This window comes from Micromonospora sonneratiae (assembly GCF_042679305.1).
Classification (GTDB): domain Bacteria; phylum Actinomycetota; class Actinomycetes; order Mycobacteriales; family Micromonosporaceae; genus Micromonospora_H; species Micromonospora_H sonneratiae.
Window position 1 is genome coordinate 170191 of sequence record NZ_JBHTMP010000005.1, and the last position, 22201, is coordinate 192391.

The window sequence follows — 22201 nt, forward strand, 5'->3', positions numbered from 1 at the left end:
CCTGCCCCGTCACGACCGGACATTCCGGCCCTGCCCGGAGAGGAGTTCGCGGCGTACCCTGGCCAGGTCTTCATGGTGTTTCGCGACGGTGCCGAGCGTGGCGTCGACGATCTCCGGGGTCAGGCCGCTCCCGCCGAGTTCGAGTACGGCACGCGCCAGGTCGAGTGATTCCGCCACTCCCGGGGTCTTCACCAGGTCGGCGGAGCGGAGCCGAGCCATCGCGGTCGCAATATCGTGCGCCAGAGGCTCCGGAAGGTCGGCCACCCGGCGGCGCAGGATCTCGACCTCGCGACCCACGTCCGGATGGGCGATCCAGTGGTAGAGGCAGCGGCGTTTGAGCGCGTCGTGGACCTCCCGGGTACGGTTCGAGGTCAGGATGATCAGCGGCGGCTCCTCTCCCCGGATCGTGCCCAGCTCCGGAATGCTCACCGCGTTCTCCTCCAGCACCTCCAGCAGGAATGCCTCGAAGTCGTCATCGGCGCGATCGATCTCGTCGACCAGCAGGACCGAGGGGCAGTTCTCGATGGCTTGCAGAATTGGCCGCTGGACCAGGAAGTCGCGACTGTAGAGCGAACTCACCAATCCCGCCACGTCGACCAGTTCGCCGGTGGCCCGCAGGTGCAGAATCTGTCGGGGAAAGTTCCAGTCATAGAGCGCCTGGGACGCGTCGATTCCGCCGTAGCACTGCAACCGGACCAGGTCGGCACAGAGGATCTGCGACATCGCCTGGGCGAGTGCGGTCTTCCCTACGCCGGGATCACCCTCCAGAAAGAGGGGACGGCGCAGTCTTACCGCGAGGAAGACAGCAGCCGCAAGACCGTCTCCTGGCAGATATCCGACATTCTCCAACGCCTGACCAAGGGCCGCCACGCTCGACAGGTGCGGTGCGACCATCCGCCAAGTATGCCTTCGTGATCGGACACTGTCGATAAAGAGATGAGCTTGTTCCGGGTGTCCCGCTTCCCATTCTCCGCGCAACCGACAAAAGATCTCTCCATCCACTACCGTGATAGTCCACCCTGGAAGGTAGGGTGACGCCCATGAGTCACGGCATCGATCTCACCGCCGCGCTGGCGCCCGGAACGACAGCGGTCATGCAATGACGCAGTTCCCGATCGTTCGCTTGCCGGCATGGCCGGTCGGCGGTGCCGCACCCGAGGCACTGGCCCACGACATCGCGCAGTGGATCGACTCGGCGGCCATGGTCGCCCTGGTCCGCGCCTTCGGCGGCGACCTTCCGCCCGGCGACGTGGACGCTCGCCTGGCGTACCTGGAAGACTTCTCGATGGTGTGGGACGCCCGCGCCGGCGGAGAACGTGTCGACGCCAGGTACGTCGAGCGTGACGATGCCACGCGGAAGCTCATCGAGGCCGCCGCCCCGGCCCTCGGGCTCGCCGGACGGCAGCGCCCGGCTTTCGATCGCTACGACCACGTCCTGGTCCTCGGCGGCGGCCGGATCACCGGCCGCGCGCGGGCCCAGTTCGCCGCCGAGCTACTTTCCACCGGCACCTTAACCGGCACCGTCACCGGGCTGGGCAGCCTCCGCGAGCTGCCGGCGCGCCCCGGAAACCAACCGGCCGACCCGGAGATCGTCACCGAGGGCGACGCCATGCTGACGGCGGTACGGCAGGCATTCCCGTCGGCCGAAGAGGTCGTCACCCGTACCGGGACCACCGCGGATGGCAACGGCTGGTGGGTCAGGAGCTATCCCTCGGACGGTCGGCGGATCAACGTCGTCGCCGCACCACCGACCCGCCCCGGCCAGCGGGCGAACACCCCGGACACCCTCACGGGCTGGGCCGAACTGGTCACCCGCCCCGCCGCCACCGACCGCGTGCTCCTGGTCACCACCGATCTCTACGTGCCCTTCCAGCACGCCGAGGCGATCCGGGTGCTCGGCCTCCCCCACCGCTGTGGCATCGACACGGTCGGGTTCGACACCCGCAGCTTCGGTGCCTGGCCAAACGGACCGTCACACCCGGGCGAACTGCTCCAGGAACTCCGGTCCGCCATCCGGTCGCTGCACACTCTCCAGCGGCAGACGCTGCACGTACAGCTCTGAGACCCCGGCGACTGCTCTGGGGGCAGTGACGATGGATGTCAGCTTCGCCACCGAGGCGTGCCCCGGGCGGGACAACCAGGACTACGTGGTCGCCTCGGATAGCTTCGTGGTCGTACTCGACGGCGTCACCCCGCTGCCCCACCTGGACAACGGATGCGTGCACGACGTGCCGTGGCTGGTACGCACGCTGGGCATGCTCCTCGCTGACCTCTTGTCTCGTTGTGGGGACGAGTCGCTGACCGGGATCGCCGAGGAGGCGATCGCGGTGCTGCGTACCCGGCACGGGGGCAGCTGTGACCTCGACAATCCGGACAGCCCGTCGGCAACCGTGGCCATGCTACGGGTCCGCGCGGACACCATCGACCACTTCGTCCTGTGTGACTCGTCGATCGTCTTCGACGTGGACAGTGGCTATCGGGTGGTCACCGACGACCGGACCGCCCGACTCCCGGCGTACGACGCCGTCACGGTGGCCCGGCTACGTAACGCACCGGGCGGCTTCTGGGTCGCGTCCACCAACCCCGATGCGGCCCAACACGCGCTGACCGGCAGCACGCCACTTTCCGACGTACGCCGGGTAGCCGTACTCACCGACGGTGCTGCGCGGCTTGTGGAACGGTTCGGACGGAGCTGGCGGGACGTGTTCTCGATCCTGGATACGGCCGGACCGCGCGGCGTGCTCGACGCGGTACGGGCCGCTGAACGGACCGGGCAACCAGCCGCGGCGGGCCACCGGGGCAAACAGTTCGACGACGCAACCCTGGCCCTGTGCGAATTCTAGAGAGGCCAGCAGCCTGCCACCCGCGATCCGCGCTCGTGGTGACCATCCCGAGCCTCAAGCACTGGAAGATTCTCACCATGTAACACTGCTCCCCCAGTTAACGACCACAATTATGCAGGCGATTCTCACCCCTACTCCGCGTCGAAGTTCGTCACTCAGGATGAGGAGGCGTCGTTATAATGACGCAGAAATACCCCGCCCGCTAGTGCCTCGTCATGCAGCCTCGAACGGGTAATCCGGGTGGCGGATCTTGGAGTTGACCGCGAATCCGGATTTGGGTCGGGAGTGTTGGTTGCGCCAGCGGATGTAGTCGCCGATGGCGGTGTTCTGCTCGTGGTGGCTGCGGTGGTCGGTGCCGTTGAGGGTGAAGTAGCGGACGGCGGCGAACTCGACCTCGATCCAGTTCAGCCACGATGCGTAGAGATACAGCTTCTGATCTGGCCAGCGGCGGCGCAGGGTTTTGAGGAAGGACAGAAACTCGCGCCACCGTTTGCGGTCGCGGATGCGGTAGTGCAGTTTCCCGGTGGTCAGGTCCAGGGCGGCGATCATATGCCGGACGCCCTGGTCACGGGTGTCCGGGGCCGGCTGCCCTTGGGCGGACATCAGGACCACGATCGCCCGCCGCAGCTTCACCGGGTCCTTTGCCGTGCGGGTGATCCGCTACAACCGTTGCCCCTCAACCATCTATGCCTGATGGCACCTTTTGCGAAGTTAGCAAGCACTCGTGAATTTTCAGCAGCACGCGAAGCCGCAACCGCCCGTGGCGGATTCTTTGGACTGCTCCGCCAGGTTCGCCTCCACTACGCTGAAGCGATCACTCCGTGCTGAGGAATCGCCGCAACGACGCTGGATACCGACCTGCGTCAGCAACAAATGGTCGAAACACTAAGTCATTGGCCGACATAGGTGAACATATCCGGCGCTGGCTCCCCTTGGACGGACATCAGCACCACGACCGCCCAGCACAGCTGCAACCATTGCCCCTCGGCCATCGACACATGCCGGACGAACACCTCCGGTCGTCTACCCACTGGCCACTACCTCCCACTCTCATGCGTCGGGAGACAGCCTTCCTGACGAATCCCCAGAACCAACGAATTACACGATCAATATTCGAGGGCAAGGCACTAGTGAAAGCTCATTTCAATCTCGCCGACAAGCGAGACAACGACGAGCTCCACCGACTCGACAAGAATAAAATGTGATCTTTTAGAGACTTTCCCCATAGGCGTTATCCCATCTACGTATCCAGTCAGAAGCCCGCTCAGCAAGCGCCGGAAACCGCATATTAATATCGGCAGCAAGCGCAACAAGCCCTTGCCGCGAATCCGCTGGAAATATGTCGTCCATCCACAGCGACACCGCTACACGGTATTCATCATCGAGCTTGAGCCACCTACGTACGATCGCCATCATCTTCGCTTCGTCGTTAAGGCACCACGATAGGGACGTGAACACTTCAGCCAGCGCCTCCGGCGGAAGGTTCGGCGCCCTGTGCTCCACTAAAAAGTCCATCACCTGTTCAATGTCCATGACTACAACCTCCGATAAACCCACGTTCGCAGCTTACTCGGATCGATGATGCCCCCATCCTCTCGCTTCATTACACCAAATAGATGCGCCGCATCAAGATCACCAGAAGACGATACCAGTTCGAATCCCATGTCAGCCAACTGCTTAGCCGAGATGTTGCGGGGCCTAAACTTGTTTGACATCGAAGCCGAAATCGTCAGCAACGCACCAGGGCGCATCACCCGAGCCACTTCCGAGGTTAGTGCATTGAATCGAGGATTAATCGCGTGAACCGCATCGAAAGTGCCTCCTGTGAACGGCAGTGCGTTGGCGCTTGCTCGCACATCGACACCGGATGCCGACTGGAGGTCGACATTGATTGCACCTGCCATTGGATTGTCGCCGGATCCGAGATTTAGACTCTTGCCACAGTTATGGGCGAGAACTGGCGCATCGCCCACAACTACGTAGTACGTGTGAATGTTGGCAACGGTGAGGTTGTGGACGGTGGCCTGCGGGACTCTCCAGTGTTCGATTGCGGCGATCTGCACCCAGGTGCCGGCGCTGGTCTGCAACCACTGCCCGGACTGCAGGTCGGTAGCGTCGACCCACTCGTCCAACTCCGGCACCCAGAACGGGTGCCCGTCAGTCGCGGTGACCTCGGCCGTCTCCGCCCCCTGGTCACCGTCTGTGTCGATGACAACCTTCACCAGGTGCTTGACGCCATCGCCGGTGATCGCCGCCGTGACCGTCTCCACCTCGGTCTGGCCGGTCTCCGGATCGGTGACCACGACCTCGTCGCCCGGCTTGACATCCTCGATCGGCTTGGTGGAGCCGTCGGCCAGGAGCACCGGGGTACCAGGAACGAAACTGTTGTTGAGACAAGAGCCGCCGTCGCCGTCCGCTCGCCCGGCACCGCCGCTGCCGCTGGAACCGCCGTTGCTGCGCGCGGAACCACCCGAGGAACCACCAGGCTTCGACTCCTTGCCAGCACCGCCGCCGGACTTTCCGCCGGCACCGCTGGAGGCGGCAGATGAACCCCTCGGGTTGGACTTGGCCTGCGCCTGCTTCTGGGCCGGATTACCGGTCTTCTTCGCCGCGTTGGAAGCCTTGTTGCTGATCGTATTGACCTTGTCAGCAGCCTTTTTCTTCGCCGCCTGCGCAGCCTTCTTCGCTCGCTCGATCGCCAACTTCTTGGCGTTCAGCGCGGCAGCCTCGGCCGCCCGAGCAGCTGCCAACACCGCCTCAGCGGCCCGCTTTGCCGCCTTCCACGCCTGGATCGCCGCGATCGTACGATCGATGGCCTTCACAATCTTCGGAAGCTTAGCGATCTTCCCCCACGGGACCGCCCCGATGATCAAACTGCCGCAGGCCCACATGTCACCGGCGAAGCAGTTCATCGCATCGTTGATGCCGATGAAGTCCTTCAACATGGACCACGCCGCGTCCATGATCACCGACATCAACGACCGGCCCATGTTCGCCTGCGCCTCGGCAACCTGCGCCGCCGTCAGACCCGCGCCCGCCAACGCCGCCGCCAACTCGGAAGGGGTCAGCGACACCGACAGACCAGTCGGGTCCGAATGCGTCACCGGGTTGTTGTGCGCGTAGGCGTACCCGTTGGACTGCATCGGATCGGCCAGGTCCAACACCGGGTCGGCAGACAGGAACCGCCCCACCACCGGGTCGTACAACCGCGCCCCCAGCGGGGTGTAACCGGAGGCATCATCCTGGATCGCACCAAGGAACCCGGCGTTGGTCTGCAGGTTCATGCCGAGCGGTGCAGCACCCCGTTGGTTCCCGAACGGATCCTGCTTCCGGAACCGCGTCGACATCGTGTCGGCAAGCAACACTTCTGCGTACGGGCTGCCCTGATGGTCCCCGGCAAGAGCAGCGAGTTTGGCATCGCCAGTCCCGTACGCGTAGCGCAGCACCGCGCCCCCCGGAGCCGCGTACGAGCGCTGGCTGTTCACCAACACCCCGCCCGGCTGCACAGTCACCTGCGCCTCGCCCAGGTTCAGCGTGGCCTGCTGGCCCTGCACCGTCAGCAGGCGATTGCCGCCGGGTCCGTACATGTGCCGGGTCTCGTCCTGCGCCCGCCACTGTTGCGCTGCAGCAGCCGCGTCACACTCTGCCAGCACGATCGGGGTGGAGTAGGGCGTGCCCCCGTCCTTGGCTGTCAGGCAGAGACCGGAAGCCGAGTGCTTGAGGTGGCCCGTAGCCGAACGTTCCAACTGCTGAACGGCCGAACCGTCACACCGCTGGATCTGCAGCGCCGACCCGGCCGTGGTGCCGGTCGGCTGGACGCACCAGTTGTCGTAGATCGAGAGGGTGCCGAGGTTGGCATTGGCTTGGTTCGGGGCCGGCGTAAACGTCCACTTCTGCGCAACTGTGCCGTTGCATGCATACAGTTGGATCGGGCGGGCGGGCTCGGCGAGCCCGTGAGTGAGGTCCAGGCATTTGTCTGCCACGCCCACGTACGAGGTCCGGCCCTTGCTGCCCGCACCGGTGATCCGCTCGACCTGACCGTCGTGGGTCCAGGTCAGCTTCTGCTGGTCGCCATTCTGAATGGAGGTGACCGACTTGGTCTCTCCGGTCAACTCGTACAGCCGCTCCGCCTCGGCAGTGACCGCCGCCCCGGCCGGGGTGACGTAGTTCCTGGCCACCTTGGTCAGGGTGCGCGGCTGGCTGCCATCGGCCTTGCCGTACGTGTAGGTGGTAACCGCGTCCTTCGCGGTGTCGCCGGCGAGGTTTTTCTCCACCAGCTTCTTACGGTTACCGAGCAGGTCGTACTCGTACTCCTGCCAGTAGCCCGCGCCATCCGGCCCGGCCGCCACGTTCACGGCACCGTTCGCGCCGACCGGACCAGCGCCACAGGACACCTGGTCGCTAGCCGTCCACGCCTTCATCAACTGGCCGAGCTGGTCATATGTGAAGCACTGCCGCTCCTGGATGCCGACGGAGCCCTCGCGGATCGCGGTGACGTTGCCAGCGGCGTCATAGGAGTAGGAGCGGTGTGAAACAAGGTTTCCGGTGACGATGCTGGCGTCTCCGGCCTGCTCACGGTAGACCCGCTGGTCGGTGAGGGCACCGCTGGCATCGTCGTACGAGGCCATGGTCCACACCCGGTACGGCTGCGCGCCGAGCGTGGAGCGCAACACCTGTCCGTACGGCGAGTAGACAGTTTCCGCCCCGTACCAGTCCTTACCGGACACCGACAGCGGCAGGCCATCCTTGTTGTAGCGGAAAAGCACCTTTTCGCTGGGCAGTGCGCCAATGGCGGGCAGGGTGGTCGACTCGGGCAGGCCGGTGTCGGTGTACGTGTAGTCGTACCTGTAGGACGTCTGCAGGCCCCACGTGTCGGCGACGGACTGCGGCAGCGTGAGGATGCTGGAGGTTGGCTGATAGTCGTCGGTGTAGCCACCGATGGTCTGCGTGTACGGCAGGTCGTCGTTGTACCGGGTCGCGGTGGCCGGCAGGCCCTTGCCGCCCGGGACGGTGTCGTAGGAGTACTCGGCCAAGAGCCGGCCGCTGCTGTCGCCGAGCCGCTGCTGCGTCGGGCGGGACAGCTCGTCGTAGCCGTTCCAGGTCGTGACGTTACGGGCGTTGGTGGCGGTCAGCTGCCGGTCCCGGTGGTCGTACGTGAAGCTGGTGGTGCCGGTGTCCGGGTCGGTGGTGGTCACCAATCGGCCGCGCTGGTCGTAGCTCCAGGTCCAATGATGAGCCGGGGTCGCGGAGTGGGTGGCCTTCACCATCTGGCCGCGTGCGTCGAACTGGTACCGCATCGTGGTGAACTCGGTGCGGGCCGCGTCGGTGAAGGTGTCCACCCGGGTAGTACGACCCACGGCGTCGGTGTACAGCCGGTAGGAGGCCGCCCCCGTTGGGTTGATCACAGTGGAGTGGTCGGCACCGTACGCATAGTTGGTGGCCCGCGTCGGCTGCTCGACACCGCGCAGGACGGGCAACTCCCGGGTCACCCGGCCAAGGCCGTCGTAGGTGTAGCGGGTGATGTTGGGTACGACGCTGTCCGCCAGTGGCGTGAACAGCGTGCCGACCGGGGACCCGTCGGCGAGGTACGCGTTGTTGGTCTGCCAGATTTCGCCGGAGCTGTTGTACAGCGTGTCGGTGATCAGCCGGCCACCGCCGGTGGCCTGTTCCTGGATCTGCCGCTCACGTCCGAGACCGTCGTAGAGGGTGACGGAGACTTCGGTTCGGTTCTCGTGCCCCCTGCTGAAGGTGGTGATGTACGGAGGTTTGCCGGCGGGGGTGGCGTACTCTGCCCGGAAGTCCGGAATAGCCGTGCTGGATGGGGTACGGCCGGGTGCCCAGGCTTCGACGAGCCGGCCCAGCGGGTCGTACCTGGCCTCGCTGATCCGGTTGTTGAGGTCGGTGGTCTTGATCGTGACGGCGCGGCCCGGATCCAGTTCCTGGATCTGTTTGTGACCGAGCGAGTTCTCCTCGATGACCTTGAAGGCCTGGCCGGTGGGCGGATCGTAGGTGATCTTGGAGATCTTGCCGTCCACGTCGGTACGCGAGACCACGCGGCCGATCGCGTCGAAGCTGGTGCTGCCGTCGGGCTGGAAGCCGGAGCCGTCGGCCTTCAGTGACCAGGTATGCGAGGCCAGGCCGCGCGTGTCGTTGGCCAGCGGCATGCCGTACGCGGCACCGTCATAGGCGACGCGGCCGGCGGCGCTCAACGTCGTCAGGACATTGAAGTCGACGTTGGCGCAGGTCGTTGGACTGGTCCGGACCTGGCTGGTAAGCCCGATGAGGTTCTTGTCGGTCTGGTGAACGTATTCGATGAGCGTGCAGGACTCGTCGCCGGTCTTGCCGGTGTCGCCAAGGGACTCGATGTGCGTGGGCAGCCCGTACGTGGCCTCGAAGGTGGTCTTGGTCTCGACGATCCGCAAGGTGCGCTCGTCGTCACCGGTGCCGGAGGACTTGGTGTACGAGAGCTGGCGCGGCTCGGTGACCCGCCAGGAGCGCAGCGGGCTAAGACCGTCGTCGCGGGTACGCCTGGCGAGTTCACGTGCCTCGAGATACGTGACACTGCGGGTGAGCCACTCCTCGTCGGCGTCGTCGGCGCTGGCGTACGTGAGCTCCTCGGCGACGCGGCCGGCGAAGGGCTCGGCGTCCATGGCGATCTCGGTGCCGGTGATGTCCTCCACTGGCACGGTATCGCCCATGCCACGGAAGTAGCGGGTGACGGACTTGGTCTGCTTTCCGCCGATGTCCGGATCATCCGTGCCGGTACGAACGGTGACCTGCTCGAAGCCAGCGAACTGGGAGTAGGTGCGGGTGGACTTCTTGGTGAACTCCTGCTCGGCGAGCTTCCAACCCGCGTTGGTGTAGGCGTACCGGGTGACGGTGCTCAGCGCGCCGTCCACGTTGGGGAGTTCCTCGACGCTGTCGACAACGTACTTGTGAAACCAGTCGATGTCTTCCACAGCCGGATCCGGGTGCCAGAAGCTCGGATAGCACAGCCGGTTGTTGGCCTTCAAGGCAGCGGTGTCACCCTTGCCGGGCAGGCCGACGCCGGTGGCACAGGCGTCGACGGGCTGCTTGTAGGTAATGACGGTCTCGCCGCCGTACTCGTTGATGACCCGGGCGATACGCAGGCGGGAGAAGCCGGGGCGCTCGTCGTCCGTGACACGGTTCGGCATGTCCTCGGCGTTGGGCTCGAAGCGCACCGGGTTGAGCGTGGCGCTCGTACCCTCGCGGCCGTAGCCGGTCCGCTTGATCGATTCCAGCCAAAGAGCCGTGTTGGGACCGGTCCGCAGGACCGGGAAGGACTGTGTGAGCTGGTACTCGTCCACGGTCTGCCGGGCGGTCGTGTCCGTACGCCGCTGCGCCGACGTGGTGATCTTGTCCAGGCGCTTCCGGGTGAAGAAGGACGGCGAGGCGTTCCAGCACTTCTGGCCAGCGGCGCAACGTAGGTCAGCCGGGGTGTCGTACCAGATGCGGTACTTGTTGGGATCCTTGCTGCTGAAGTTGGCCTCGGTGCAGGTGAGGGAGCCGTCGGCAAAACAGCGTTCCTCGACGGTGAAGGTGATCCTCGCCGGGGCGGCTGCCGAGAAGATGTTGTCCTTGCGCTGCCCGTAGTCGATGTGGGTGAGGTAGCCGCCACGGTCGTACGGGACCGGGTCCTTGAAGTTGAAATTCCGGGCGTAGTAGTTCGTTTCCTTGGCCCACCACAGGCTCATCGCGTTGCCGTGGACGTCCTCGATGTAGTCGAGGGACCACCGCCAGGCCTGGATACAGGCAGAGCCGGCCCAGTTGCCGGCCTTGTAGCACGGCTCGCCCGGGTGGTTGCCGTACACCGGGACGGTGAGCACGGAGTTGGTGACCGGGTCGTCGTCCGCAGTGCCCCTGTCGGACCATCCGGGCAGGCGGTTGAGGCCGAAGTGGTAGCGGGTACCGTCCCGGGTGGTGACGATCCAGTACTCGCCGTCCGCGTCGCCGTTGGCCTTTGTGGTGTCCTTGACCAACTCGACCTTGGAGCCGTCACCGTTGGCGGTGAACCACGCCCCCTTGGCGGCGTCCCACACCAGCTCGGTGGTCATTCCGCCGAGCGACAGCGTGGCATTCTCGGAGCCCCAGCACTGGTCAGCGGTCCGGTGCTCCTTGTTGTTCGACCCCTCCTTCTTCGAGTCCTCCCGGCAGTTGGCATAGCTACGGGTGATCGCGCCCGCGCTGTAGTCCCAGCCGTCGCCGATCCAGGATGCCTGGTTGTTGCTGGCGGAGGTGCGACCGTCCACCGACTGCGAGGAGTACGACAGGGCCACCTTCGGCATGAGCCCGCCGGCGGTCTCGGGCACCTGCACCTGGTACGAGTAGGTGAACGCGCCGGAGGAGGAGCCTGCGGCCCAGGAGCCCGAGGAGAGCAGCGGGGTGGCGGTGAAGTCGCCGGCGGCCGAGGCCCCGGTGTCCAGCACACCCACGACGTTCGCGCCCGTGCTCGACGTGGAGGATCTGGTGGTCGAGGCGGGAGCGCCTCCGGCGTCGAGCAGTGCGCCGACCGGCACCCGGCCCAGAACGATCCGGCGCTGCGACTCGTTCCGGGCGGCCGTGACGCGTGCGGGTGCCTTCGCGGCCGGCACCAGCTTCACCTCGCTGGACACGGCCTGGGCGGTGCCCGTACCGCCACCGGTGGCACAGTCACCGCCGTCAGGGTCGTCGTAAACGCAGTCGGGCAGCAGCATGACGCCGAAGCGGTCGGCCGCCTGCGGACCGTACAGATCGGCGAAGGGCGTGTAGTCCACGCTGAGGGCGACCTCGGCAGCCGGGTCGGCGGTGGCCGGCGGCGTGATCTTCATAACCAGCCCCGGCACGCCGGCGTCCTGGGACGCCTCGGGGGCGGCGAGGTCGACGGTCCAGGTGCCGGCAAGGGCGGTCGGGTCACCATCGACCGGTACGCCGAGGGCGACCGGCAGGTCGTCGACCGGCCTGGTGTCGCCGGGTACGACGCCGGTCAGGTCCACTGCACCGGTGTCCTGCTGCCACGGGGTGACGGCCACTGGCTCGTACGGCACCACCTCTACCGGGTCGGCGGTGGTCAGGTTCGTCTCGGCGCTCTCGTCCTGGCCGACCCGCTCGCTCTGCGGGATGTCCGGCAGGTCGACCCGGGCCTGTTCACGCCCCATGCCGGGGCCGGGTACGGCGAACGCCGCGCCGGGCAGACCCGTCACCGTCAGCGTCATGGACAGTGCCACGACCAGTGCGGTACGTGCAGGACGCGCCCACCGACGACCTGACTGCGTCGGAGTCCCTCGGCCAGGCGACCGCCGGGACAGCAAACCGGTACCACGCATTGGTGTCGACTCCCACCCAGGTGCGAAGACGAAAGAGACGGTGCGGACATCCGCGAAGACACGGGCCGCTACGGCACGTGCGCGAGCATTCTCAGTCAGTACCGAATCTCTCTCAAATCACGGAGAGTGAGCGGGTCGAGACTCTAGTGATCTATGCCATAACAGCATTCGGGGCTAGTACGCCCAAATAGCAAGAGTTGCCACAAGGTCGACAAAGCCACGCCAGATACAACATCTCGCAATGCCATAACACCTACATCTAGCCTCCTTTTTGGACATACCACCTTGATGATCAATGAGTGAATGTCTCGGATTCATAACGGTCTCGGGATAGACGGGCGCCGCTGGCCGTGCCAATGTGTGCCCGCGTTCTGCCCGGCGGTCCGCCGGACAGGGTTGCCTTTCCGCGTCCTCCTATCCGCCCGGCCCCACGGGAGTAGACCGTCGTGACCTCGCCTCGCCTGCTCAGTCCTCTCGTACGCACGCGGACCAGGCTGACCCTCACCATGGGCGTCCTGCTGGCCGTACTTGTCGCAGTCCTGCCACTGTGGTGGCCCGGGACCGCAGACAAGTCTCGGAAGGCTGCTGTCGGTCCCTTGCCTGTCGCACCGCTGCGGGACGCGGCGGCTGCCATGGCCGAAGCGCTCCGGACCGGCAAGGAGACGCTCGTGGAGACCGCCACCAGCGCCACCTCACTGACCTGGGCACTCCCGAGCGGACAACTCCGCAGCACGATCCACGCCACGCCACAGCGGATGCAGGACGCCAGGGGCCGGTGGACGCCGATCGACAACACGCTGACCCGCACCGGGAACAACGCTGACGGCCTCGACATCCGGCCCGTCAACACCCCGACTCCCCTACGCTTCTCGGGCGGCACGTCCGGACGTACGGACGGCACCAGCGTGCTGGCCGAGATGGACATCGACGGGCACACCATCGCGTACACGTGGCCCGGTCCGCTACCCGAGCCGGTGCTCGACGGCTCACGTGCCCTCTATCCCGAGGCCCTTCCCGGGACGGACCTGCTCGTCGTCGCCCGCGAGGACGGTGGATTCGGACAGTTGCTGATCGTCAAGAACCGGGCTGCGGCCACGATCCAGGCGGTCAGCGCCCCGACCTACGGCCTACGGTCCGACACGGCGGTCTTCCGACACGACGCCACCACGGACGGCGTACTGGTCGTCGATCCGGGCAGTGGGCAGGAGATCGGCTCGATCCCCACCCCGTACGCCTGGGACTCCGCCGGTCAGGACCCGGAAGCCCCGGAAGCCGCACCCCGTACCTCGGTGGCCACCGCTGCTGACGTGCTTTGGCTCTCCGGCCTCCACGGCATCGAGCCAGGCGCACGACAGGCCCGAATGCCCACCCGCCTCGACGGCGACGGCACCGGCGACGCCCGCCTGCACCTGGACGCTGCGGCAACCGGCCTACTCACCGACGAGAAGTCGGTCTTCCCTGTCTTCCTGGACCCGCCCCTCATCAGCGGCAAGCAGGCCTGGACAACCGTCTACAAGCAGCACCCCAACACCAACACCTGGAACGGCACCAACTTCAACTCCGGCAGTACGGACGCCCGGGTCGGCTACGAGAAGAACACCCCACTGACGGCCCGCTCCTTCTGGCGGATGGGCTACAGCGCGAGCCTCAAGGGCGCGACGGTCAGCTCGGCCAGCTTCAAGGTGCTCAACAACCATTCCTGGAACTGCGACGCCCGGGAGATGCAGCTCTGGCTCACCGGCGCGATCTCTTCGGGCACCACCTGGAACAAGCAACCTAGCTGGATAACGCTGCAACAGAAGCAGTCCTTCGCCCATGGTTACGGCACCAGTTGCGCGGACGACTACGTGAGCTTCGACGTGAAGAACGCGGCCCAGCAGGGCGCCAATCAGGGCTTGTCGAACCTTACGTTCGGCATGTACGCCAGCAACGAGTCCGACACGGTGACCTGGCGTAAGTTCAAGGTCACCTCCGCAGAACTGAACGTCGTCTACAACCGGCCACCCACCGAACCAACAAGCGTCGACTCGGTACCCGGTGGTGCCTGTGTGGCCGGACCCGGTAACGGCGTCACGGTCGCCAAGACCAACATCGTGTTGTCGGCGACCGCCACCGACCCCGACGGCAACCTCAACGGCCTACGCTTCCGCTTCTGGAAGACCGGCACCACGGCTCCGGCAGGCACCCTGATCACCTCCCTGATCAGCGGCAGGGGCAGCCTGACGATCCCCTCCACCACCCTGGAGGACAAGACCACCTACTCGTGGGATGTGCGGGCCGAGGATTCCTCCAACGCCTCGGCCTTGTACCCACCATCCGGCAGCGAGTCCTGCCGCATCACCATCGACGCCTCGGCACCATCGGCCCCGGTTGTCGAAAGCGACGTGTTCAAGGAGGCCACCAACGACGGGGCGACCTGGGCGACGGTGAAGTTCGGCGAAACCGGCCCCATCGCCTTCACCTCTGAGGATGCGACCCAGTTCAGCTACTCCCTGGATGGCGTCGGCATTACGTACGTGCCGGCCACCGCAGGCACCGCCACCGTGCCCGACCTGAGACCACGGCATGCCGGCCCCAACACCCTGGAGGTGTACGCCTATGACGCAGCCGGCAACCGAAGTGCCCTAAAGACCTACACCTTCTATGTCCCGCCCCGCGACGTAGCCGACGGGCCGGGTGACACTGGCGGCGACGGAGTTCCCGACCTGACCGTCATCGACCCTTCCGGCAACCTGCGAACGTTTGCCGGCGACGTGGACGGTGACCTGTACAGCGGATTGTTCGCCTCCTACATCACCGGCAACCGCCTCAACCCGCCCGGCCACTGGTACGACCCGGCCAGCGGCAAGGCGGCCCTGATCACCAAGCATTCCGACGTCTACCCGGGCGACGGCACGACCGACCTGTTCGCCCGTACCCCGGACGGTGGCTTCTGGCTCTACCCCGGTGACGGGTACGGCAGTTTCAATGTCGACCACCGGCTACGGATCCTGCTGCCGTCCAATGTGCCTGATCCCACGACCTGGACGCAGATCAAGGCGGTCGGCGACATCACCGGCGATACACGTCCGGATCTGCTCCTACGGGTTGGAACCCAGTTCTGGACGTTGACCGGCTACACGGGAGCGAGCTTCCAGGAGGCAATCCTGATGGAGGGCACCTCGTGGGCCCGCCAGGAGGTCCTCAACGTGGCGGACATCGACCTGGACGGCACGCCCGACCTGCTCTGGCGCAACCTGGACAGCGGCGGCATGTACGTCCGACACGGAAAGCCGGGATCGACGGCGGGCAGCGTCGACCTGAACTCGCTCAAGTCGGCCGCCACCTCCCGCAACGGAGACGTCTCCTACGGGACAGACTGGACGGAGGCGAAGGTCAACGCCATCGTCAGCATCCCCGACGTGAACGGAGACCGGGTACCCGACCTCTGGGCCCGTTCCGGGGAGGACGGGCGAGTCCGGGTCTACTACCCATCCGCCACCAACGTCGGGGCACCGGTGAAGGTCGTCCTGTCGACGGACCTGACGGCGGTCAAGGCCTTCGGCTGAACATGACCGCGACGACCTCCACCGGCAGCGCCAACTATGACGAGGCGCCACCGGTGGAGGTCGTCCGCTGGCCGAAGGGAGTCAGCACAGTGGTGATGAGGGAGCCGGTTGCCTGGCCTTCAGCGAACCGGGGGTTGGTGGTTCCGAGCCATCAACCTGGCCATCCGATCGGCCTGGAGCCCCCAGTGCCACTCCCGCTCCACCCAGGCGCGACCGGCGACGCCGAGCCGCTTGGCCAGGTCCGGATCCTCGAGCAGCGGCACTATCCGGTCCACGAGCTGCGGGATGTTCCTCCCGTCGACGACATGACCGGTCTCGCCCTCGACGACCGCGTCCGGAGCACCACCCGAGTCACCGGCGACGACCGGTAGGCCGGTCGCGGAGGCCTCGAGATAGACCATGCCGAGCCCCTCCACGTCGAGACCACCCCGGCGGGTCCGGCACGGCATGGCGAAGACGTCCCCGGCCGCGTAGTGCGCCGGCAACTGCGACCATTCCACCGCGCCGGTGAAGAACACGTCGTCGACCACCCCGGTCTGTCGCGCCAGCTTCTCCAGCTCCTTCCGGTACGACCCACCGCCGACGAGCAGCAGCGCCGCGTCCGGTACCCGGCGACGGATGTCGGGCAGCGCCCGGATCAGGGCGTCCTGCCCCTTGCGCGGGACCAGCCGGGACACGCAGACCACCACCGGCCGGTCGGTCAGGCCGTACCGGGCCCGGACCTCGGTGCCGTCGACGCCCGGGTGGTAGACGTCGATGTCTACGCCGGGTGCCAGCCGTTGCAGGTCGGTAAGGCCGTGCAGGACCCGGTCGAGCCGTACCCGGGTGTATTCGCCCAGGTAGGTGACCACGTCGGCATCCCGGGCGATGCGCCGTAGCAGTGCCCGGGCCCCGGGCAGGGCAGCCCAGCCCACCTCGTGACCATGGGTCAACGCCACGACCCGTTCGATGCCGGCCCGGCGACGCAGCCCCCGGGACAGCAACCCGAGTGGGGCGGCAGCCCCGAACCAGAGCGTGTCGCAGTCGTACTCGACGGCCAACTGGGCGGCCCGGCGAGCCACCGCCGGCGTGGGCAGCAGCATCTGTGTGGCCTCACGGACCACCTCGAACGGCTGTTCGGCGTCGAACCTCTCCGCGCCCTGATAGGTCGAGGCGTAGACCACCAGCGAGTCGGACGGCTGACGGACGGCCAGGTTGTGTACGAACGACTGGATGCCACCGGGACGGGGCGGAAAGTCGTTGGTGATCAGCAGCGTACGGTTCACCCGCCGCCTCCTCGGGCATGGGCGCGGGCGGCGGCCATCCGCTCCACGGTGGACGGATGTGACGCCGAGTAGAGGTATTCCCACCGTGGTGGGTCCGGATCGCTCAGGTTGACCGTCGACAGCCGACGCTGCATCGCCTCGAAGGTGGCGGGATCACCGGTCAGGGTCAGGGCGTGTTCGTCCGCTCGGGCCTCGACGTGACGCGACACCAACGCCTGCACCGGCGTGGCGACCAGACCGGCCACCGTCACCAGTGCGATCAACAGTGGGAACGCCCGGGGCTCGGCTATCGACTCGACGCCTGCGACGCGCAGCAGCGCCCCCCACGACCCGAGCAGGTAGAGCACGATGACCGCCGCCGCCGCGCCAAGCGCGCCCGTCAACGTACCGGTGAACACGTCCTGGTCCTTGGCATGCCCCAACTCGTGGGCCACCACACTGGTGACCTCGGCCGGCGTCGCCTCGCGCAGCAGGGTGTCGTAGACGACGATCCGGCGGGTCGGGCCGAACCCGGAGACGTAGGCGTTGACCGCCCGGGTACGCCGGGACGCGTCCGCTACCAGCACGTCACGTACGGGCACACCGTCCCGGGCTGCCAGCGTCATCAGTTCGGTGCGCAGGGGGCCCTGCTCCATCGGGGTGAACCGGTTGAAGACCGGCTCGACCAGCACCGGCAGGATGAACGAGAGCAGCACGACCAGTCCGGCGGCTCCGGCCGCGCCGAACGCCCACCACCAGCGGGGCGCCAGCCGGGTCACGGTGTAGAAGCCGAGCAGCGCGACCGCGCCGATCACCGCGCTGACCGCGTACGACTTGAGCAGGTCGACGGTCCAGCCGCCCCACCCCTGGGTGGACAACCCGTAGCGGGCCACCACCGCATGACGCCAGGCGGCGAAGGGCAGGGTCAGCAGGTCCGCCGCCAGTACGACGAGCAACCCGCCGAGTACCGCCTGGGCGATCCAGTGGTCACCGAACGGACGGCCGGCGAGGCTGACCAGCTTCGCGCCCAGCGGGGTCAGGCCCAGCGCCAGCGCGGCCAGCAACCCGACCACCAGCGCACCGTAGGAGCCCGGGCGCAGCGCGCCACGGAACTCCCGGGCGCGGGCGACCTCGGCCCGGGGCAGCTCCCCCAGTGCGGCGAGTTGATCGGCCCTGGGGGCCGGCGGGCGGCTCCACGGCACGAGCAGCACTGCGGCGACGAGCAGGGTGACGACGAGCCCGGCAAGCGTCAGCGCTGCCCAGGCCCGGGGCGTCATGTGCCCGCTCCGGCGGCGCTCGGGCCCACCCGCGGCCCGCTGGCCCGCCTCTTCCGCCCAGTCACCACGCCGTTCCTCCCGCCACCCGTCGTGCGCGCCGGCTCATCCTATTGCCCGGCGCGGGGTACCGGGCCGTCCGGCGTACCGCAGTGGTGGCGGGCCGACAGCCCGGCCGGTGGGTTCAGGCCACGTGCCGGCGGCTACGGGTATGGCTGGTGGCCCGGCCACGGCCGGTGGCCCGGGGCCGGGAGGACGGTTGGCGGGGCGGGGTCTCCACCGGCTCGGCCATCACCTGCACGTCGAAGCCGGCACGGGTGAACGCCTCGATCGCCCGGTGCTCCTGCGGAGTCAGGTGGGCCTGCGGGGTCAGGTGGGCCTGCGGGGTCAGGTGGGCCTGCGGAGTCAGGTGGGCCTGCGCTGGCGGGGCCTCGAACAGCACACTGACCAGACACCCGGTGCAGCCCGTCCCACGGGCGGTGCAGCCGTCGCAGTCGATGAGCATGGTTCCCTCCTCAGCGGTGGGGTACGACCCGCACGTCGCGGACCGGCCACCGTCGGTTACATCGACGCTAATCCCCGGGTACGACAAAACCGCCGAGTGGCGACGAAAGTCGGAGGAATCCCGATTCAGGACCGGGCCAGCCGGCGGAGCAGGGAGTCCGCCCCCAACGGGTAGGCACCGTGCCGCCGTACCCCGTCGGCGACCTCCCGGTCGGAGGAGATCACCACGATCGGTCGGCCACTCGGCTCGGCCCGGACCAGCCGGCGGATCAGGTCGTCGGCCGTCTCCCCCTTGCGGGAGAAGAGCACCCGTACGCCGCGCGGCGAAGGGGGCAGCCCGTGCATCCGTTCAGCCCCGTCGAACACCACGGTCACCTCGTCGCCGGTCTGCGCCGCGATGCCACCGAGACCGGTGATGAGCCGCTTGCGCTGCTGCTCCAGGGACATCTCCCCGAATCCACGCTTGGTGACGTTGTAACCGTCCACCACCAGATGCGCCCGGGGCAGGGCCAGCAACTCATCGAGCCGGGCCGGGTCGTCGGTGTCCCGGGCCCGGGCGGAGGTCGCGGCGGCCGGCTGATCGACGTACGCGTCGGCGACGAAGTCGGCGGGCAGCCGTTGCGCCGGATCGAGCGCCAGTTCCCGCCGCAGGCCGACCGCAGCTCGGCCGATCGTCTCCAGTAGCAACCAGATACGGGCGTCGCCGACCGACCGGGCCTCCTTGGCGCTGTGTCGGGCGACACCGGCGGCGGTCTCCGCCTCGGCGAGCTTGGCCCGCAGTCTCCGGAGCTCCGAGTCATGATCGGCCGCAGCCCGGGCGGCGCGGCCCTTCTCGGTGGCCAGCATCTCGCTGGCCTTGCGCTCGCGGGCCTGGGTCTCCCGGAGGGTCCGGCCCAGGGCCCGGTTCTCCTCGCGCAGCTGGCCCAGCTCCTCCCTGACCCGGGCCAGTTCGTCACGCAGCTTGTCGGCCTCGACCTTCGCCACGGCCCGGTCGTGCTCGGCCCGGGCAACCCGCTGCTCGGCGCCCCGGACCAGTTCGGTGACCACGGCGCTGTCCACCTCGGCCTGCACCGCCGCGCCGGCCGCCTCGACCAGGTCCCGCCAGCCCGGTGGACGGACCAGGTAGGCGAGCGCGGCGACCTCGACCGGATCGGCAGCCGCCGGCGCCGTGCCCTCCACCACCGCCGCACCGAGCTCCCCGGCATCGGTGACGATCCGGCTGGCCACCCGCTGCCGGAAGAGCGGGTCACCGGAGAGCTGGGTGGCGATGGCGGCAGCGCCCAGGCGGGCCCGTCGGTTCGGTGCGAACTTGGCCACCCGACGCAACGGGGCGGGCACCTCGTCGGCCGGCAGGGCCGGCAGGGCCGTGGCGGTCAACGCGACGATCCGCTGCCGGACCGGCTCGGGCAGTGAGGGCTCGGTCGAGTCGGCGGAGTCGTCCACCGCCCCGTCCGTACCGCCGGTTGGGTCGGCGGCGACCGTCTCCTCGGGGAGGCGGTCGTCGGACGGTTCGGTAAGGGGCATGTGTCAAGTCTCCCATCGCAAACAGGTCCGCCGCCTACTGACACAGATGATCTCACTGAGTTGATTGCCAGTCACGCTCGGTGCCAGCTGGGGCTGGAGTGTCAGGCGGTGCTCGTACCCTGCCGTCGTGGCTCAACCCGGATATGTCCAGGAACCCCTCGACGGACTGCTGCTCAGCGGCGAGACCACCGGCCCGGCCGACTCGCTGCCGCTGCACCGGACCACGTTCGTGGTGGTCGACCTCGAGACCACCGGGGGCGCTCCGGACAGCGGCGGCATCACCGAGATCGGCGCGGTCAAGGTACGCGGTGGTGAGCAGTTGGGCGTCCTCGCCACCCTGGTCAACCCGGGCGAGCCGATCCCGCCGTTCATCACCGTGCTGACCGGCATCACCCAGGCGATGCTCGCCCCCGCCCCACGGATCGAAGCGGTGCTGCCCAGCTTCCTGGAGTTCCTCCGGGGCGCGGTCCTGGTCGCCCACAACGCCCCGTACGACGTGGGTTTCCTCAAGGCGGCCTGTGCCCGGCACGGATACCAGTGGCCCGGTCCCCGGGTGCTGGACACCGTCGCACTGGCCCGGCGGGTGCTGACCCGCGACGAGGTCCCGAACCACAAGCTGGCCACCCTCGCCAGTTTCTTCCGCACGTCCTGCCAGCCCACCCACCGGGCGCTCGACGACGCCCAGGCGACCGTCGACGTGCTGCACGGCCTGATCGCCCGGCTCGGCGGCCACGGGGTGCAGACCCTCGGCGACATGATCGAGTTTGCCAGGGCGGTCACCCCGACCCAGCGGCGCAAGCGGCACCTGGCCGACGGGCTGCCCCGGGTGCCGGGGGTCTACATCTTCCGGGCCGCCGACGACCGCCCCCTCTACGTCGGCACCTCCGGCAACGTCGCCACCCGGGTCCGCAGCTACTTCACCGCCGCCGAGAAGCGGGCCCGGATCTCGGAGATGCTGGCGGCAGCCGAGCGGGTGGAGGCGATCGAGTGCGCGCACGCCCTGGAGGCCGAGGTACGGGAGCTGCGGCTGATCGCCGCGCATGCCCCGCCGTACAACCGGCGCTCGAAGTACCCCGATCGCGCGGTGTGGCTGAAGCTGACGAACGAGGCGTACCCGAGACTGTCGGTGGTTCAGGCGCTCGGCCCGGACGACGCCACCTACCTCGGACCGTTCTCCTCACGCCGTACGGCCGAACTGGCCTCGGCCGGGATCCACGACGCGGTGCCGCTGCGCCAGTGCACGCATCGACTCTCCACCCGCACCACGATGCCGTCCTGCGCCCTGGCCGAACTCGGGCGCTGCCCGGCCCCCTGTGAGCACCGAATCTCGACGGCGGACTACGAACAGCAGGCGGTCGCGCCGTTGCGCACCGCCACCACCGGTGACCCGCAGGTGATGGTCGACGCGCTGTTGGCCCGGATCGAGTCGCTGGCCGCCGATCAGCGCTACGAGGAGGCAGCGGTCGTACGCGGTCGGCTGGCCGCGCTGCTGCGGGCCACCGTACGGATGCAGCGGCTGACCGGATTGACCCGGATCGCCGAACTGGCCGCCGCCCGACGGCGCGAGGACGGCGGGTGGGACCTCGCCATCGTCAGACACGGCCGGCTGGCCGGCGCGGGTGCCGCTCCCCCGGGGGTCGACCCCCGACCGGTCCTCGACCTCGTCCGCGCCACCGCCGAGACGGTCCTGCCCGGTCACGGACCGGTGCCCAACGCCTCGGCCGAGGAGTCCGAACGCATCCTGTCCTGGCTGGAACGACCCGAGACCCGCCTGGTCCACACTTCGACCGGTTGGGCCTCGCCGGTCAGAGGAGCGGCTCGATTCCGCGACCTGCTGGCCAAGGCCGAGGCGACACTGCCGACACAACTCTCAACCGAAAGCGCATAAGCATATGGCCGATCGGATAACGTCGACTCACATAGGCTGTTAAGGAAGTGCAG

Annotated in this window: 12 protein-coding genes; 4 read left to right on the plus strand and 8 right to left on the minus strand. The window is 67.7% G+C overall.

Annotation, left to right across the window (positions count from 1 at the left end; translation table 11 throughout):
- Positions 1–9 precede the first annotated feature (9 nt).
- Positions 10–894, minus strand: coding sequence for an AAA family ATPase (locus tag ACFQ4H_RS05400; protein ID WP_377567583.1), 885 nt, complete (start codon positions 892–894; stop codon positions 10–12).
- A gap of 229 nt (positions 895–1123) precedes the next feature.
- Between ACFQ4H_RS05400 and ACFQ4H_RS05405 the strand changes: the two genes are divergently transcribed.
- Complete coding sequence (locus ACFQ4H_RS05405) at positions 1124–2062, plus strand: hypothetical protein (RefSeq protein ID WP_377567585.1); 939 nt, start codon at positions 1124–1126, stop codon at positions 2060–2062.
- A gap of 31 nt (positions 2063–2093) precedes the next feature.
- The gene (locus ACFQ4H_RS05410) at positions 2094–2843 is read left to right on the plus strand and encodes a protein phosphatase 2C domain-containing protein (protein WP_377567587.1); all 750 of its coding nucleotides are present in this window, start codon (positions 2094–2096) and stop codon (positions 2841–2843) included.
- Positions 2844–3056: 213 nt separating this feature from the next.
- Here the strand turns inward: ACFQ4H_RS05410 and ACFQ4H_RS05415 are convergent, their stop codons facing one another.
- The 3 genes from ACFQ4H_RS05415 to ACFQ4H_RS05425 all read right to left on the minus strand — a co-directional run bounded on the left by ACFQ4H_RS05415 (position 3057) and on the right by ACFQ4H_RS05425 (position 12166).
- Positions 3057–3476 (minus strand): hypothetical protein, encoded by a 420-nt coding sequence (locus tag ACFQ4H_RS05415; RefSeq protein ID WP_377567589.1) that lies wholly within the window; start codon positions 3474–3476, stop codon positions 3057–3059.
- 576 nt (positions 3477–4052) lie between these two features.
- Positions 4053–4376, minus strand: coding sequence for a hypothetical protein (locus ACFQ4H_RS05420; protein ID WP_377567591.1), 324 nt, complete (start codon positions 4374–4376; stop codon positions 4053–4055).
- A gap of 2 nt (positions 4377–4378) precedes the next feature.
- Positions 4379–12166, minus strand: a complete 7788-nt coding sequence (locus ACFQ4H_RS05425; RefSeq protein ID WP_377567593.1) for a ricin-type beta-trefoil lectin domain protein — start codon at positions 12164–12166, stop codon at positions 4379–4381.
- Between the two features lie 446 nt (positions 12167–12612).
- Between ACFQ4H_RS05425 and ACFQ4H_RS05430 the strand changes: the two genes are divergently transcribed.
- Positions 12613–15714: a DNRLRE domain-containing protein gene (locus tag ACFQ4H_RS05430; protein ID WP_377567595.1), complete on the plus strand. Its 3102-nt coding sequence runs from the start codon at positions 12613–12615 to the stop codon at positions 15712–15714.
- A gap of 119 nt (positions 15715–15833) precedes the next feature.
- On the opposite strand, the gene ACFQ4H_RS05435 is transcribed toward ACFQ4H_RS05430, so the two are convergent.
- The 4 genes from ACFQ4H_RS05435 to ACFQ4H_RS05450 form a co-directional block, all read right to left on the minus strand.
- Positions 15834–16979, minus strand: a complete 1146-nt coding sequence (locus ACFQ4H_RS05435; RefSeq protein ID WP_377567597.1) for a glycosyltransferase family 4 protein — start codon at positions 16977–16979, stop codon at positions 15834–15836.
- Positions 16976–18235 carry a M48 family metallopeptidase gene (locus ACFQ4H_RS05440; protein WP_377567599.1) on the minus strand — a complete coding sequence of 420 codons (1260 nt, stop codon included), beginning with the start codon at positions 18233–18235 and terminating at the stop codon, positions 16976–16978. Before ACFQ4H_RS05440 ends, ACFQ4H_RS05435 begins: the two co-directional genes overlap by 4 nt.
- A gap of 181 nt (positions 18236–18416) precedes the next feature.
- On the minus strand, positions 18417–18737 hold the full coding sequence (locus ACFQ4H_RS05445; protein WP_377567601.1) for a hypothetical protein: 321 nt from the start codon (positions 18735–18737) through the stop codon (positions 18417–18419).
- A 125-nt stretch (positions 18738–18862) separates the two neighbouring features.
- Complete coding sequence (locus ACFQ4H_RS05450; protein WP_377567603.1) at positions 18863–20260, minus strand: NYN domain-containing protein; 1398 nt, start codon at positions 20258–20260, stop codon at positions 18863–18865.
- Between the two features lie 127 nt (positions 20261–20387).
- Between ACFQ4H_RS05450 and ACFQ4H_RS05455 the strand changes: the two genes are divergently transcribed.
- Positions 20388–22148 carry a DEDD exonuclease domain-containing protein gene (locus ACFQ4H_RS05455; protein WP_377567605.1) on the plus strand — a complete coding sequence of 587 codons (1761 nt, stop codon included), beginning with the start codon at positions 20388–20390 and terminating at the stop codon, positions 22146–22148.
- Positions 22149–22201 lie beyond the last annotated feature (53 nt).

Bases quoted from the DNA above. Each gene is read 5' to 3' on its own strand.
- ACFQ4H_RS05400 (WP_377567583.1), bottom strand. From the start codon at position 894: ATGGTCGCACCGCACCTGTCGAGCGTGGCGGCCCTTGGTCAGGCGTTG.
- ACFQ4H_RS05410 (WP_377567587.1), top strand. From the start codon at position 2,094: ATGGATGTCAGCTTCGCCACCGAGGCGTGCCCCGGGCGGGACAACCAG.
- ACFQ4H_RS05420 (WP_377567591.1), bottom strand. From the start codon at position 4,376: ATGGACATTGAACAGGTGATGGACTTTTTAGTGGAGCACAGGGCGCCG.
- ACFQ4H_RS05425 (WP_377567593.1), bottom strand. From the start codon at position 12,166: ATGCGTGGTACCGGTTTGCTGTCCCGGCGGTCGCCTGGCCGAGGGACT.
- ACFQ4H_RS05440 (WP_377567599.1), bottom strand. From the start codon at position 18,235: ATGACGCCCCGGGCCTGGGCAGCGCTGACGCTTGCCGGGCTCGTCGTC.
- ACFQ4H_RS05445 (WP_377567601.1), bottom strand. From the start codon at position 18,737: ATGCTCATCGACTGCGACGGCTGCACCGCCCGTGGGACGGGCTGCACC.
- ACFQ4H_RS05450 (WP_377567603.1), bottom strand. From the start codon at position 20,260: ATGCCCCTTACCGAACCGTCCGACGACCGCCTCCCCGAGGAGACGGTC.